The organism is Mesorhizobium sp. P2_D6 (assembly GCF_056404315.1).
On record NZ_JBFUEG010000005.1, the window covers coordinates 29,580 to 44,402 of the forward strand.

At 63.4% G+C, this 14,823-nt stretch carries 14 protein-coding genes; 9 read left to right on the forward strand and 5 right to left on the reverse strand.

Features of this window, described 5'->3' with window-relative positions; translation table 11 throughout:
- Window positions 1-325 precede the first annotated feature (325 nt).
- A complete protein-coding gene (locus AC1D1L_RS12120; RefSeq protein ID WP_477341534.1) occupies window positions 326-3,301 on the forward strand; it encodes an Rne/Rng family ribonuclease in 2,976 nt (991 codons plus the stop codon).
- Window positions 3,302-3,533: 232 nt separating this feature from the next.
- Here the strand turns inward: AC1D1L_RS12120 and AC1D1L_RS12125 are convergent, their stop codons facing one another.
- Both AC1D1L_RS12125 and AC1D1L_RS12130 read right to left on the reverse strand, forming a co-directional pair.
- Window positions 3,534-4,463, reverse strand: coding sequence for a glutaminase (locus AC1D1L_RS12125; RefSeq protein WP_203279456.1), 930 nt, complete (start codon window positions 4,461-4,463; stop codon window positions 3,534-3,536).
- An 11-nt stretch (window positions 4,464-4,474) separates the two neighbouring features.
- The gene (locus AC1D1L_RS12130) at window positions 4,475-5,623 is read right to left on the reverse strand and encodes a pyridoxal phosphate-dependent aminotransferase (protein ID WP_477341537.1); all 1,149 of its coding nucleotides are present in this window, start codon (window positions 5,621-5,623) and stop codon (window positions 4,475-4,477) included.
- A 155-nt stretch (window positions 5,624-5,778) separates the two neighbouring features.
- Here AC1D1L_RS12130 and AC1D1L_RS12135 point away from each other — a divergent pair, with 155 nt between their 5' ends.
- From AC1D1L_RS12135 to aat, 6 genes are all read left to right on the forward strand, one after another.
- Window positions 5,779-7,191 (forward strand): M48 family metalloprotease, encoded by a 1,413-nt coding sequence (locus tag AC1D1L_RS12135; RefSeq protein ID WP_477341539.1) that lies wholly within the window; start codon window positions 5,779-5,781, stop codon window positions 7,189-7,191.
- Window positions 7,192-7,248: 57 nt separating this feature from the next.
- Window positions 7,249-8,052: a DsbA family protein gene (locus tag AC1D1L_RS12140; RefSeq protein WP_192251637.1), complete on the forward strand. Its 804-nt coding sequence runs from the start codon at window positions 7,249-7,251 to the stop codon at window positions 8,050-8,052.
- Between the two features lie 150 nt (window positions 8,053-8,202).
- Window positions 8,203-8,637 carry a type II 3-dehydroquinate dehydratase gene (aroQ, locus tag AC1D1L_RS12145; RefSeq protein WP_112564337.1) on the forward strand — a complete coding sequence of 145 codons (435 nt, stop codon included), beginning with the start codon at window positions 8,203-8,205 and terminating at the stop codon, window positions 8,635-8,637.
- Between the two features lie 26 nt (window positions 8,638-8,663).
- Complete coding sequence (accB, locus tag AC1D1L_RS12150; RefSeq protein WP_112564335.1) at window positions 8,664-9,125, forward strand: acetyl-CoA carboxylase biotin carboxyl carrier protein; 462 nt, start codon at window positions 8,664-8,666, stop codon at window positions 9,123-9,125.
- Between the two features lie 10 nt (window positions 9,126-9,135).
- Window positions 9,136-10,479, forward strand: a complete 1,344-nt coding sequence (gene accC / locus AC1D1L_RS12155) for an acetyl-CoA carboxylase biotin carboxylase subunit (protein WP_112564333.1) — start codon at window positions 9,136-9,138, stop codon at window positions 10,477-10,479.
- A gap of 27 nt (window positions 10,480-10,506) precedes the next feature.
- Complete coding sequence (gene aat, locus AC1D1L_RS12160; RefSeq protein ID WP_477341542.1) at window positions 10,507-11,124, forward strand: leucyl/phenylalanyl-tRNA--protein transferase; 618 nt, start codon at window positions 10,507-10,509, stop codon at window positions 11,122-11,124.
- A 45-nt stretch (window positions 11,125-11,169) separates the two neighbouring features.
- On the opposite strand, the gene AC1D1L_RS12165 is transcribed toward aat, so the two are convergent.
- The 3 genes from AC1D1L_RS12165 to AC1D1L_RS12175 form a co-directional block, all read right to left on the reverse strand.
- Window positions 11,170-11,556, reverse strand: coding sequence for a hypothetical protein (locus tag AC1D1L_RS12165; RefSeq protein ID WP_477341544.1), 387 nt, complete (start codon window positions 11,554-11,556; stop codon window positions 11,170-11,172).
- A gap of 76 nt (window positions 11,557-11,632) precedes the next feature.
- The gene (locus tag AC1D1L_RS12170; RefSeq protein WP_477341546.1) at window positions 11,633-12,184 is read right to left on the reverse strand and encodes a DUF2155 domain-containing protein; all 552 of its coding nucleotides are present in this window, start codon (window positions 12,182-12,184) and stop codon (window positions 11,633-11,635) included.
- A gap of 116 nt (window positions 12,185-12,300) precedes the next feature.
- Window positions 12,301-12,699 carry an NADH:ubiquinone oxidoreductase subunit NDUFA12 gene (locus tag AC1D1L_RS12175; protein ID WP_112564327.1) on the reverse strand — a complete coding sequence of 133 codons (399 nt, stop codon included), beginning with the start codon at window positions 12,697-12,699 and terminating at the stop codon, window positions 12,301-12,303.
- A gap of 227 nt (window positions 12,700-12,926) precedes the next feature.
- Here AC1D1L_RS12175 and panB point away from each other — a divergent pair, with 227 nt between their 5' ends.
- Both panB and panC read left to right on the forward strand, forming a co-directional pair.
- Window positions 12,927-13,757, forward strand: coding sequence for a 3-methyl-2-oxobutanoate hydroxymethyltransferase (panB, locus tag AC1D1L_RS12180; protein WP_477341548.1), 831 nt, complete (start codon window positions 12,927-12,929; stop codon window positions 13,755-13,757).
- Window positions 13,754-14,611: a pantoate--beta-alanine ligase gene (gene panC / locus AC1D1L_RS12185; RefSeq protein ID WP_477341550.1), complete on the forward strand. Its 858-nt coding sequence runs from the start codon at window positions 13,754-13,756 to the stop codon at window positions 14,609-14,611. Before panB ends, panC begins: the two co-directional genes overlap by 4 nt.
- Window positions 14,612-14,823 lie beyond the last annotated feature (212 nt).

A 14,823-nucleotide genomic window follows, 5' to 3' on the forward strand; every position in this document is an offset into this window, starting at 1 on the left:
TTCGCAGGTGTGCGCCCGTGGCGGGGGAATCGCCTGCGTGAGGAAAACGGCCGGGTTTGTTCCCGTGCCGGCTCTGTATGAGCAAACAAGCTGGTCCGGTTCGTCCGGGCTTTGGTTCAAAAGGTTCTGCTGGTGACGATGGCTTCAAGCGCAATCATGGAAAGGTCCGCATCAAACCGCGCCATTATGGCTGCGGGCGGCACCGCCATGGCGCTCAAGCGGCGTCCCGCGGACATTCAGACATCCGGCACCCACATCCCAGACACGCAGCAGCGGGCTTTGCCTCGCAAGCTGCGGCTGATGGCTGCCGGGAGGAAACGTAATAATGCCCAACAAAATGCTGATAGACGCCTCCCACCCGGAGGAAACACGCGTTGTCGTTATCCGCGGTAACCGTATTGAAGAATTCGACTTTGAATCCCAGGACAAGAAGCAGCTCAAAGGAAACATCTATCTCGCCCGCGTAACGCGCGTCGAACCTTCCCTTCAGGCAGCCTTTGTCGAATATGGCGGCAACCGTCACGGTTTCCTCGCCTTCAGTGAAATACACCCCGACTATTACCAGATCCCGGTCGCCGATCGTCAGGCTCTGCTGCGCGCCGAAGCGCAGGAAGCCGAGGACGAGGAGAACGAGGACAATGACGGCGACGACCGCCAGAGCCGTGATCGCGGCCGGCGCGGCCGCCGGCGCGGCGGCAAAGGCCGCGAGCGTGGCGAACACAAGCGCGACGCCGGCACCGATGATGAAAGCGGCGAAATTGGCGACACCGGCAGCGATGCTGTTGCCGAAGAGCCTGCTTCCGAGCGTGCCGCGGCTGATACCGCCGGGCATGAAGATCACGCCGCGCACAGCGACAGCGAAACCTCAGAGACCGAGACATCCGAGACCGAACCCTCAGAAGGCGGCCCGACATCGATCGCGGCAAGCGTCGAAGCGGATGTGATCTCCGAAGCCGTCCCGCCGGCTGAGGCCGGCGACGAGGCGGCCCCCAGCGAGGCTAGCAGCGAAACTGTTTCGGCCGATCACAGCGGCGAATCCACCTCCAGCGACAATGATCGCGGCATGCTGGAAGAGGTGCAGTCCTCGCATCTCGACGACCACGAGATTGAATCGGTTGGCGCCGAGGATGCGCTGGAAGAGGTACGCAACCGCCGCAAGCCGGTGCGCCGCCAGTACAAGATCCAGGAAGTCATCAAGCGCCGGCAGATCCTGCTGGTGCAGGTGGTCAAGGAAGAGCGCGGCAACAAAGGCGCGGCTCTCACCACCTATCTGTCGCTTGCCGGCCGCTATTCGGTGCTGATGCCCAACACGGCGCGCGGCGGCGGCATTTCGCGCAAGATCACCAGCGCGGTCGACCGCAAGCGCCTCAAGGAAGTCGTTGCCGATCTCGAAGTGCCGCAGGGCATGGGCGTGATCCTGCGCACCGCCGGCGAAAGCCGCACCAAGGCCGAAATCAAGCGCGACTACGAATATCTGATGCGGCTTTGGGAAAACGTCCGCAGTCTGACGCTGCAATCCACCGCCCCTGCCCTCGTCTACGAGGAAGGCAGCCTGATCAAGCGCTCGGTGCGCGACCTCTACAACAAGGATATCGACGAGATTCTTGTCTCCGGCGAGGAAGGCTATCGCGAAGCCAAGGATTTCATGCGCATGCTGATGCCGAGCCACGCCAAGGTGGTTCAGCCGTTCCGCGACACGACGCCGATCTTCGTCCGCAACGGCATCGAGGCACAGCTCGACCGCATGCTGCAGCCGCAGGTGACGCTGAAGAGCGGCGGCTACATCATCATCAACCAGACCGAAGCGCTGGTCGCCATCGACGTCAATTCGGGCCGCTCCACCAAGGAGCACTCGATCGAGGACACCGCGCTCCACACCAACCTCGAAGCGGCGGAAGAAGTCGCCCGGCAGTTGAGGCTGCGCGATCTCGCCGGCCTGATCGTCATCGACTTCATCGACATGGAGGAGAACCGCAACAACCGCTCCGTCGAGAAGCGGCTCAAAGACCACCTCAAGAACGACCGGGCTCGCATCCAGGTCGGCCGTATCTCGCATTTCGGCCTGATGGAAATGTCGCGCCAGCGCATCCGCGCCAGCGTACTGGAATCGACCATGAAGCCCTGCCCGCATTGCGGCGGCACCGGCCATGTCCGCTCCGACTCGTCGGTGGCGCTGATGGTGGTGCGGGCGATCGAGGAATTCCTGCTCAAGGATTCGCGCAGCCACATCACCGTGCGGACGCCGGCGGCAACCGCGCTCTATGTGCTCAACCACAAGCGCGGCACCTTGGTGGAACTCGAAAGCCGCTTCGGCCTGACCATCACCATCGAGGCTGATGACACGGTCGGTGTGCAGCACTATGCCATCTTCCGCGGCGCTATTGCCGAAAAGCCGGAAGGCTTTGTCGAACAGCGCAGCCTGCCCGCTTATGTCGAGCCGGAAGAGCCCGAGGACGAGATCGTCATCGAGGAGGAAGACGACGAGGTTGTGGTGCAGGTCGAGCAGCCGCGCCAGGCGCAGCCGCAGTCGCAGCAGCAGCCGAGATCGGCTGAGGACGGCGAAGGCCGCGACCGCAAGCGCCGCAAGCGCCGCAGGCGGCGTGGCGGCAAGGATCGCGACCGCGAGCACGGCGAGCGCGAGCATGGCCAGACCGCCGAAGGCGCTTCGGCCCCTGCGGCAAGCGCCGACTTTGCCTCTGAACCGGGCGGCAACGATGCTGCACCGCAAGACGAAGCCCCGGTTGGTGCCGTCGAAACGGTGGAAGCGTCTGATGACACCCAGGGCAAGAAGCGCCGGCGCGGCAAGCGTGGCGGGAAGCGCAATCGCCGTGAGGACGGCGAAGGCGGCACCGAGACCGAAGCCGGCGAAAGCGCCGACGCTTCGGTGGTCGATGCTGCTGAAGCCGAAACGGTCGCAAGCGAGCCGGTCGCGGCGGTAGCGGTTGAAGAAGCCGCGGCTCCCGCCGCGGCGAACGACGACACGCCAGCCGAAAAGCCGAAGAAGAAGCGCGCCTCGAGGGCGAAGAAGGCCGCGGCCGAAATCCCCGCCGAGACGGTGGCCGAAGTGCCGGCCGCCGCCGCTGTCGAGGACATCGCACCGGTCGAGGCGAAGACGTCTGCGCCTGCCGCTGCCCCGGCGACTGAGGAAGAAGCACCCGCCAATGTCCGCCCGACTCGGCGCAAGCCTGTGGCGATCGATGCCCCTGTCGTGCCGGTGGTCTCCTCGACGGTCGCCGATGAGGCCAAGGCTGAGGAAAAGCCGAAGCGTGCCGGCTGGTGGCAGCGGAAGGGCTTTTTCTAAGCTTTTCAGCTAATTAAGATAGATTTCTGACAAAAAATCCCGCGTCGTTCGAACCACGACGCGGGATTTTTTGTTATGTGGCGCGACGTCAGGACTTGCCGAGATTCAGGTCAGGCCGAGTCGAGAATGGTGGCTTCCGAGAACCGGAGCGGAGCGTACTTAAAGTACGTGAGCACCGGAAGCGCAGGAAGCTGCCATTCGCAGGCCGGCCTCACCTGAATATCGGTAAGTCCTAGGGTGCGAAGATCGACCAGTTCATCACCCTGGCCAGCTTTTCCAGCGCGATCGACCCCAGCTTCGAATTGCCGTTGGCGTTGAGACCTGGCGACCACACGGCGAGCGAGGCGACGCCCGGCACGATCCCCAATATGCCGCCGCCGACGCCGCTTTTGCCGGGAATGCCGACGCGGAAAGCAAAATCGCCGGAGCCGTCATAGTGGCCGCAGGTCAGCATCATGGCGCCGATGCGGCGTGCGCGCTCGGCCGACACCACGGAATGGCCGGTCGCTGGGTTCTTGCCGCCATTGGCGAGGAAGCGGCCGGCCAGCGCCAGTTGCCGGCAGCTCATGGCGATGGCGCAATGGTGGAAGTAGACGCCCAGCGCCAGCTCCGGCGCATGGTGAAGATTGCCGAAGGATTTCATGTAGTTGGCAAGGGCAAAGTTGCGGTAGCCGGTGGCGCGTTCGGACGCCGCGACCTCGCGGTCGATGATGATCGTCTCATCGTCGGCGAGGAACTGGATGAAGCGCAGGATCTCGCCGATCGCTTCACGCGGCTGGTGGCCGGCGAGCAGGATGTCGGAAACGACGATGGCGCCGGCATTGATGAACGGATTGCGCGGAATGCCGTTCTCATGCTCGAGCTGGACGATCGAGTTGAACGGATTGCCCGACGGCTCGCGCCCAACCCGCTGCCACAGCGCATCGCCGACATTGCCCAGCGCCAGCGTCAGCGTAAACACCTTCGAAATGCTCTGGATCGAGAACGCCTGGTCGGCATCGCCGGCGACAAGCACGTGGCCGTCATTGGTCACCGCCGCAATGCCGAATTTCTTCGGATCGACCTTGCCGAGCTGCGGGATGTAGGTGGCGACGTCGCCACGATCGGTGCGTTCCGCCATCTCGGCGGCGACATCGGCCAGCGCTTGTTCGAGTTCCGGCATTGTCGTCCCCGCTATTTCAGCCAGCGCTCGATGCGCGTCATCGCCTCGACCATATCGACATGGCTGCCGGCATAGGAAAAACGCATCGTTCGGTGTCCGGCCAGCGGATCGAAATCACGGCCGGGCGTCGCCGCCACATGCGCCTCGGCCAGCATTTTGCGCGCAAAGGCCATGCTGTCATTGGTATGCCGGGTGACATCGCAGAAAGCATAGAACGCGCCATCCATGGGGGCTGCCAGCGGAAATCCGAGCTCCGGCAGGCGCTGCATCAACAGCTCGCGATTCCAGGCGTAGCGCGCCTTCACCGCTTCCAGCTCTTCCGTCGCCTTGAACGCTTCGATCGCGGCGATCTGCGACAGTTCCGGCGGCGAGATGTAGAGGCTCTGGGCGATGCGCTCGACCGGCCGCACCAGTTCTTCCGGCAGCACCATCCAGCCGATGCGCCAGCCGGTCATGCAATAGTATTTTGAGAAGGAATTGATCACCGTTACGCCCGAGCCATAGGCCAGCGCCGTAGTGTCGGGCGCGGCATAGGCCAGCCGGTGATAGATCTCATCCGATATGACCGCGATGCCGAGTTCTTCGGCTGTCCTCACCAGCGCCGAGAGCTCATCGGCGGGAATGACGGCGCCGGTCGGATTGGCCGGGCTGGCGAACAGCACGCCCTTCAACGGGTTTTCCCGATGCGCCACCTTCAAATGGTCGGCATGCAGATAAGCGTCCAGGCCGAGCTCGATCTCGACGATCTCGATGCCGAGCGCGGCCATGATGTTGCGATAGGCGGGATAGCCGGGTGCCGCGATGGCGATGCGGTCGCCCGGATCGAACATCGCCAGGAAGGCCAGATTGAAGGCTGCCGACGATCCCGTCGTCACGGCGATGCGGTTCGGCGCGACATCAATTCCGTAGTGATCGCCATAATGCGCGGCGATCGCCTTGCGCAGATCCGCCAGGCCGAGCGCATCGGTGTAGCCGATGCGGCCGATCTTCAGCGCATTTACGGCGGCTTCCCTGACCCCCACCGGCGCCGGATCGGATGGTTGCCCGACGGCCATGGACACGACAGGCACGCCTGTCGCCTTCAGCCGGTTGGCCTCGGCCAGGATGTCCATGGCGTGAAACGGCTCGACTTCACCGCGGCGCGACAGCGAAACAACCATTTGACCTCACCTCTTCCGCCCAATCCTGCCGCACCAGGCCAGCAACCCCGATGGCAGCGCCGCACAAATGCCCGATTGATGTGAGGATCACAAGTTAGCCTAGTTTCGGTGCCGACTCTTTTCATCGTTCGCCCGCTCGTTTACCAGTGGACCTCATGCTGAGCCGACCCAAATCGACGATTTCAAAATATTCCATCGGGAAGACAGCGCGCGGCTTCGCGACGCTTTTGCTTGCCGCCGCCGTTGCCATCTCCGGCTCGGTGACAGCATTCGCGCAGGCGGTGCCGGTGGTGCGCGATGCCGAGATCGAGGCGCTGGTGCGCGACTATGCGCGGCCGATCTTCAAGGCGGCTGGTCTCGCCAATGACGGCGTCGATATCGTCCTGGTCAACGATCAGAGTTTTAACGCCTTCGTCACCGGGCGCCGGCTGTTCATCAACACCGGCGCGCTGATGCAGGCCGAAACGCCCAATGAGATCATCGGCGTCATCGCCCACGAAGCCGGCCACATCGCCGGCGGCCATCAACAGAAATTGCGCGACCAGCTCGAGCGCGCCAAGACGATGGCGATTATCGCCACGCTGCTTGGCGCCGGCGCCATCGTTGCCGGCGCCACCACCAACAGCCGCGGCCTTGCCGGTGCCGGCATGGGTGTCGCCGCCGGCGGCGGCGAGATGGCGCAGCGCAGCATTCTTGCCTACCAGCGCACCGAAGAGTCGACCGCCGACCGCTCGGCCATCACCTATCTCAATGCCACCGGCCAGTCCGGCATGGGCATGCTGAAGACCTTCGCCCGCTTCCAGAACGCGCTGTCTCTGTCCGGCACGCAGGTCGATCCCTACCGGATCAGCCATCCCATGCCGCAGGAGCGCATCGCCAATCTCGAAGTGCTGGTCAAGCAAAGCCCCAATGTCGACAAGGTCGATCCGCCCGCGCTGCAGCAGCGGCACGACATGATGCGCATCAAGATCGCCGCCTATATGGGCGGCCAGGCCGCCGCGACGCGGCTGATGCGCAAGGCCCCGGGCAGCCTCCCATCGCGCTATGGCGAGGCGCAGATGGCCTATCTCTACGGCAATCTGGGCGCGGCACTCACCAAGACCAACGCCTTGATCAAGGAACAGCCGAAGAACCCCTATTTCCAGGAATTGCGCGGCGACATCCTGATGAAGGCCAACAAGCCGAAGGACGCGGCGGATGCCTATGCCAAGGCGGTCAGCCTCGATCCGGTGAAGTCGGGCCTGTTGCCCGTGTCCCTCGGCCAGGCGCTGATGGCCATCGGCACGCCTGATTCACTGAAGAAGGCGGTGGTGCAGATCAACAACGGTCTCGGGCGCGACAAGGAAAACACCGCCGGGTACCGCTATCTGGCCCAGGCCTATGGCGAACTCGGCAACATCCCGGCCGCGGAGCTCGCCACCGCCGAGGGCCATTTCTATTCCGGCGACTACAAGAATGCGAAAATCTTTGCCATGCGCGCGCAAAAGGACTTGAAGCGCGGCGAGCCCGGCTGGATTCGCGCGCAGGACATCATAAACTACAACCCTTCAGGCAAACTCAAGAAATGAACCTTCCGGTCGCTCGCAGCGACTAAAATAGACCGGAACCGGTAAGAGGATCAGACGATGAACAAGGCAATATTGCTAGGCACGACGGGAGTGGCGGCTGCTCTTGCCATGCTGGCTTTCGGGTTCGTCGCCGGCAGTCCGCAGGTGGCTAAGGCCGATACGGCGCAGATCGTGCAGGTAGCGTCCTCGGACACCAAGATCGACCGCGCCGAGGTCGAGGGCATCATCCGCGACTATCTGTTGAAGAACCCGGAAGTGCTCCTCGAAGTGCAGGACGCACTGGAGGCCAAGCAGAAGGAAGAGCAGCGCATTGCCGCCCTCGGCGTCATCAAGAACGCCAAGGATGAGATCTTCAACTCGACCTTCGACGGCGTCGTCGGCAATCCCAAGGGCAAGGTCACCATCGTCGAGTTCTACGATTACAATTGCGGCTTCTGCAAACGCGCCATCGAGGACATGCGGGCACTGACCAAGTCCGATCCGGACCTGCGCTTCGTGCTCAAGGAATTCCCGATCCTCGGCCCGGATTCGCAGAAGGCCAGCGTCGTCTCGATGGCCTTCCACCTGATGAAGCCGGAAAAGTATGGCGAGTTCCACAATGCGCTGCTCGGCGGCCAGGGCCGCGCCACAGAGGCTGCGGCCATCAAGGTGGCGCTGTCGCTCGGTGCCGATGAGGCGGAGTTGCGCGAGAAGATGAAGGATCCGACCATCACCGAGGCTTTCTCCAAGACCTTCGACCTCGCCAACAAGCTGGCCATCACCGGAACGCCGTCCTACGTGGTCGGCAATGAGGTGGTGTTCGGTGCGCTTGGCCAGGAAGTGCTGGCCGAAAAGATCGAGGCGGCGAAAGCCGCTCTCTGATCTTGCGCGCGAGCCTATCTCTCACGGGCAATTTCGGCCTGTTGTGGACAGTGAAAGATCGCACTTGCGCTCTTTCCGCGGGCGACTATGCCCATTATAGAAGGCCCTGCGCGCCGGCTTGAGGCAGGTGCCGGGAAAAGGTCGGCATTTTTGAAAACGATTTTCGTCCTGAACGGTCCCAACCTGAACGCGCTCGGCAAGCGCGAGCCCGGCATCTATGGCGGCAAGACGCTTGCCGCGATCGCCGACGACTGCAAGCAGGCAGGCGCCGCACTTGGCCTCGAGATCGATTTTCGCCAATCGAACCATGAGGGCGACCTCGTCGACTGGATCCAGGAGGCCGGCGACAAGGCCGCCGGCATCGTTATCAATCCGGGTGCCTACAGCCACACCTCGATCGCCATTCACGACGCCATCCGTGCTATCGCGCCGCTGCCCGTCGCCGAAGTTCACCTCTCCAACATCCACGCGCGGGAACCATTCCGCCACGTCTCCATGGTCGCGCCGGTCGCTGTCGGCATGATCTGCGGGTTCGGGCCGCTTGGCTACTCGCTGGCGCTGCAGGCGCTGGCGGCACGCCTATGACCGGCCCACAAACAGAAGGCTCGAAAATGTCGATAAAGAAGACCGGTGTTGACCAGCAACTGATCCGCGATCTGGCGGGCATACTGAACGACACCAATCTGACCGAGATCGAGGTCGAGCTCGGCGACCTGAAGGTGCGCGTATCGCGCCAGGCGCCGGCGGCCGTCCACGCCATTGCAGCACCTCAAGCAGGCTATGCACCGGCAGCGCAGCCCGCGGCGAGCGCTGCTGCACCCGCGGCAGCCGATCCGTCCAAGAACGCAGTCCCCTCGCCGATGGTCGGCACCGCCTATCTCGCCCCCTCACCCGACGCCAAGGCCTTCATCGAGATCGGCCAGAAGGTCAAGGAAGGCCAGACGCTGCTGATCATCGAGGCGATGAAGACAATGAACCAGATCCCTTCGCCGCGGGCCGGCACGGTGACGGCGATCCTGTTCGAGGACGGCCAGCCGGTCGAATACGGCATGCCGCTCGTCGTGATCGAGTAGAGCGGGCCGGATGTTCCAGAAGATCCTCATCGCCAATCGCGGCGAAATCGCGCTTCGGGTGCTGCGCGCCTGCAAGGAACTCGGTATCCAGACCGTGGTGGTGCATTCGACCGCCGATGCGGACGCCATGCATGTCAGGCTTGCCGACGAGAGCGTGTGCATCGGCCCACCGCCGTCGCGCGACAGCTATCTCAACATCCACCAGATCGTCGCCGCCTGCGAGATCACCGGCGCCGACGCCGTGCATCCAGGCTATGGCTTCCTGTCGGAGAACGCCAAGTTCGCCGACATCCTGGCCGCCCACAACATCACCTTCATCGGCCCGTCCGGCGACCATATCCGCATCATGGGCGACAAGATCGAGGCCAAGCGCACCGCAAAACGCCTCGGCATTCCGGTCGTGCCCGGCTCGGACGGCGCCGTCACCGATCAAAAGGAAGCCAAGCGCATTGCCGCCGAGATCGGCTATCCCGTGATCATCAAGGCGTCGGCGGGCGGTGGTGGGCGCGGTATGAAGGTCGCTCTCACCGAGGCCGACCTTGAGATCGCCTTGCAGACAGCGAGCACGGAGGCGGGTGCGGCCTTCGGCGACGATGCCGTCTACATCGAAAAATACCTGCAAAAGCCGCGCCACATCGAGGTGCAGGTGTTCGGCGACGGCGCCGGCCGCGGCGTGCATTTCGGCGAGCGCGACTGTTCGCTGCAGCGCCGCCACCAGAAGGTCTGGGAAGAGGCGCCCTCGCCGGCCCTCAACGCCGAGGAGCGCGCCCGCATCGGCGGTATCTGCGCCAAGGCCATCGCCGACCTCGGCTATTCCGGCGCCGGTACCATCGAATTCCTCTACGAGAACGGCGAGTTCTACTTCATCGAGATGAACACGCGCCTGCAGGTCGAGCATCCGGTGACGGAAGCCATCACCGGCATCGATCTCGTGCACGAGCAGATCCGCGTCGCCTCAGGCGGCGGGCTTTCGGTGCGCCAGGAGGACATCAAGTTCAATGGCCACGCCATCGAATGCCGCATCAACGCCGAGGATCCGCGCACCTTCACGCCCTCGCCCGGCACGATCACCCATTTCCACACGCCTGGCGGCCTCGGCATCCGCGTCGATTCCGGTGTCTATTCCGGCTACAAGATCCCGCCCTATTACGACAGCCTGATCGGCAAGCTGATCGTGCATGGACGCAACCGCGTCGAATGCATGATGCGGCTGCGCCGGGCGCTCGACGAATTCGTCGTCGACGGCATCAAGACGACGCTGCCGCTGTTTCGCGACCTTGTCGGCAATGCCGACATCGCCAATGGCGACTACGACATCCACTGGCTGGAAAAGTATCTGGCCAAAGAGGAATAGCGCCCAAATTGCCGCTATGATGCCGCAATGACCCGCCCCTACGCGCCCGGCTATCGCATTCCGACCGACCTTTTGCTCAAGGCCTATGCCTCGGGCGTCTTTCCGATGGCTGAGAGCGCTTCGGACCCTGAGGTGTTCTGGGTGCGGCCGGAGACGCGCGGCATCATCCCGCTCGAGGGTTTCCACACGCCGAAGAGCCTGAAGAAGACGATCCGCAAGCACCCGTTCGACATCCGCTTCGACTTCGATTTCGAGGCGACGATCGATGGCTGCGCCGAAAAGCGCGAGGAGCGCCGCTCGACTTGGATCAACGCGCCGATCCGCGAAGCCTATGTCGAGCTGCATCGGCTGGGGCACTGCCACTCGGTCGAGGCCTGGCGGGAGGAACGGCTGGTCGGCGGCCTCTATGGCGTGTCGCTCGGCCGGGTGTTCTTCGGCGAAAGCATGTTTGCCCGGGAGACCGACGCGTCCAAGACCTGTCTCTATTATCTCGTCGAGCAGCTGAAGGCGCGCGGCTTCGCGCTTCTCGACACGCAGTTCACCACCGAACACCTCAAGCGCTTCGGCGCGGTCGACGTGCCGCGTGGCAAATACGAGAAGATGCTTGCCGACGCGCTGAAGGGCGAAGCAGTATTTTATCCCTGACCGGCATACCGGGCGCGGCCGGTCCGCTTGACCGGTGAAAGAAGATCAGCCCTTTGCCGCGGTCTCCATCGGTGTCTGCGAGTGGAACATCATCTTCCAGCCGTTGACGCGGTGGACATAGCCGGTGCTGACAAGCGCGGCGTAGGCTTCGCCGTTTTCCCGTGTCGCATGAGCCTCATAAGTCAGCATGATAATGTCGCTGCCGGGCTCAATAATGCCTTTGAGGTCGATCTGCAGATCGCGCCAGCGGTGGGGCTTGGTCGCGGTCTTGGCGAGGTCGGCATTGTCCATCGCCTTTGCCATCTCAGGAAATGCCACCAGGCATTCTGTGTCGGCGTTGGCCGCGTAATAGGCCGAGTCGCCCGTCCAGAACCCCTTTTCAAGGTCGAGCAGGTCTTTCTTGCTGGCCGTGATCCGCTTGCTGTCTGACATCGCAAAATCCTCCAAGCGCATAAATGCGCGGTCGTTCATGGCCCAAACGCGTGGTGGCCACGACGGTTCCGGAGGATCAGTTGGTGTCGGTCGCGTCAGGCTCCGTGGGGTCTGGCTGTTCCACAGCCGGAGCAGCGGCGGGCTTTGGCTTGGAGGTATCGACTTTGGGCGTCTCGGCCTTGGCCGCGTCCGGCGGCGGCACATCCGACTTCTGCTTGCAGCCCTTCAGCCAGACGTCATAGACGGCATGCTCGACGGCATTGAGACCGGGGCTTTCGGCGAACATCCAGCCGGTGAAGATACGGCGGATCTTGCGGTCGAGCGTGATCTCGTCGACCTCGACGAAGGAATCGGTCTTCGGTTCCTCGTTCTCCGGCCGCGAATAGCAGATGCGCGGCGTCACCTGCAAAGCGCCGAACTGCACCGTTTCGTCGATATAGACATCGAAGGTGATGATGCGGCCGGTGATCTTGTCGATGCCGGCGAATTCGGCGACCGGGTTGGTGATGCGTTCCGAGATTGCCGGCGCCGCGGCGGGCTCCTGGGCTGCAGCAAACCCGGTCGGGCACATGGCAACAGCGGCAACTGCCGTCAGTCCGGCCATCCATGTCAGGCTGAAAATGTTCATGCTGATATACCGGTGGTTTGGGCCTGGGTGATTCTGTCACGCCCCAAGGCTATTCGCCGTTGTCATATCAACAAGCAGCTAAACGCCAATTGTGGCGACAAAAGACCGCCCGGTGGTCAAGAACCAGGCGTCCACGCATCGTAGTCGCCCGTGACCTGCGGACGGTGCTGATTGGTGAGCACGGAACCCTTCGGGCGATAGGCAGCCGGTGTTCCCGTGAGGTTCGGTTCGTGCGCCTTTTCCCATTCGCGCGGGCGATAGTCGTCGCTCGGCGGCGCGACATCGACGCGGTGATGGATCCAGCCGTGCCAGCCCGGAGGAATCGCCGAGGCTTCCGAATAGTTGGCGTAGATGACCCAGCGGCGGGTGCGGCCTTCCGAATCGACGCCGCCCTCATAGTAGACATTGCCGGTCGCGTCCTGGCCGACCTTGCTGCCGTGGCGCCAGGTGTGGAAACGCGTTCCCAGCGTCTGGCTGTTCCACCAGGTGAAAAACTGCGTAAGGAAGGTTTTCATCAAAAATCCTCGCGGCGCGCGCGGCGGTGCCTGCTTCCCTGCTTATGGCGTCAGGTCATCGCGAAGGCAAGGGTTTTGCGCTGCCTGCGGCACTGACGGCATGGCGAAAGCACGGGCGTCGGTCGGTCCATTTCGCACCCGCGAACAGCACGCTTGCCAAGCCGGCTGCGTCTTCCTAAAGCTCTCATCGCCCGGCGCTGGTCAACGCCGGCCGCGGGAGGTGAGGAATGGCCACAGCTGTCGTCAAGATCAGCGCGGAGACCATACGCGCCCGCAAGGGCGGCGTGCCGATCGTCTGTCTGACCGCTTACACCTATCCCGTCGCCCGCCTGCTCGACGACCATGTCGACCTTCTCCTGGTCGGCGACAGCGTTGCCATGGTGCTGCACGGCCACAAGACCACGCTCGGCGCTTCGCTGGAGATGATGATCGCCCATGGCCAGGCGGTGATGCGCGGCTCGGCAAAGGCATGCGTGGTGGTCGACATGCCGGCCGGCAGCTATGAAAGGTCAGTCGCGCAAGCCGTTGCCTCGGCGCGCCGCATCTCTGAGGAAACCGGCTGCCAGGCGGTGAAGCTGGAAGGCGGCGTCGACGTCGCCGGCCAGATCGCGGCCATCGTCGCATCCGGCATTCCGGTGATGGGCCATATCGGCCTGCAGCCGCAATCGGTGGAAAAGGACGGCGGCTACAAGATCAAGGGCCGCACGCCGGAGAATGTCGCAGCCCTCATGCGCGACGCCGATGCGGTCGAAAAGGCCGGCGCGTTTTCGCTGGTCATCGAAGGCACGGTCGAGACTGTTGCCGCCGACCTGACCCGAAGCATCGCCATTCCGACCATCGGCATCGGCGCCAGCAGCGATTGCGACGGCCAGATCCTGGTCATCGACGACATGATCGGCCTGACCGTCGACCGGGTGCCGAAATTCGTAAAGGAATATGCCGATTTGCGCAGCGTGGTCGCCGATGCCGCCGCGCGTTATGCGGCAGAGGTGCGCAGTCGCACCTTTCCCGGACCAGGCCATGTCTTTTCAGCCAAAACGGGCAAGGACAACGCATGAACCAGCCCGTCGTCGTCGACACTGTGCTTGCCCTTCGCGCTGCGATCCGCGACTGGCGGCGCGACGGCCTCAGCGTTGCCATGGTGCCGACCATGGGCGCGCTGCATGACGGCCATATCTCGCTGGTCAGGGCCGCGCTTTCGACGGCCGATCGCTGCATCGTCTCGATCTTCGTCAATCCGGCCCAGTTCGCCCCTACCGAAGACCTCGACAAATATCCGCGCCAGCTGGCCCGCGACCTCGACCGGCTGACGCATGCCGGCGCGCATCTGGCCTTCACGCCGGCGGTTTCCGAAATGTACCCGGAGGGTTTCGCGACCAGGATTTCGGTCGGCGGCCCGTCTTCGGGGCTGGAATCGGATTTCAGGCCGACCTTCTTCGAGGGCGTCGCCACGGTCGTGGCCAAGCTGTTTCTGCAAGCCTTGCCCGATCGCGCCATTTTTGGCGAAAAGGACTACCAGCAGCTTTGCGTCGTCCGAACACTCTGCCGCGATCTCGACCTGCCTGTGGACATTGTCGGCGCGCCCACGGTGCGCGACGCGCACGGCCTCGCGATGTCGTCGCGCAATGCCTATCTCGGCGCCGCCGAACTCGATGTCGCACGCCAGCTCAATCTCATCTTGCGCCAGGCAGCGGCGGCGCTTGCGGCCGGCACAGACGAAAGCAGCGTGACCGCCAAGGCTGCCGCCGAGCTTCTCGAGGCAGGCTTCGACCGCGTCGACTATGTTGCCGCGCGCGAGAGCCTGACCCTTGCCCCCTGGCGGCGTGACAGCGACGGCCGCCTCCTCGCTGCCGCCTGGCTTGGCAGGACCAGGCTGATCGACAATGTGGAAGTTTCCTCATTTATTCCCTGAAAAATTCCAAATTCGTTCACTTTGATTTGTATCGCAGCTTGGCGCGAGCGCCCGTAAACAGCGGTCATTCAGGGTCATATCGGCTTGTCTGATAGCGATAACGCACCAAAACGTCGCTGTGAGATGTTTCACAGACGCGGCGTACCCGGCAATGTTGTGTTACCTCAGGCAGAGACAATGTGTGACATGCCACTACGCTGCGATGCAAACGA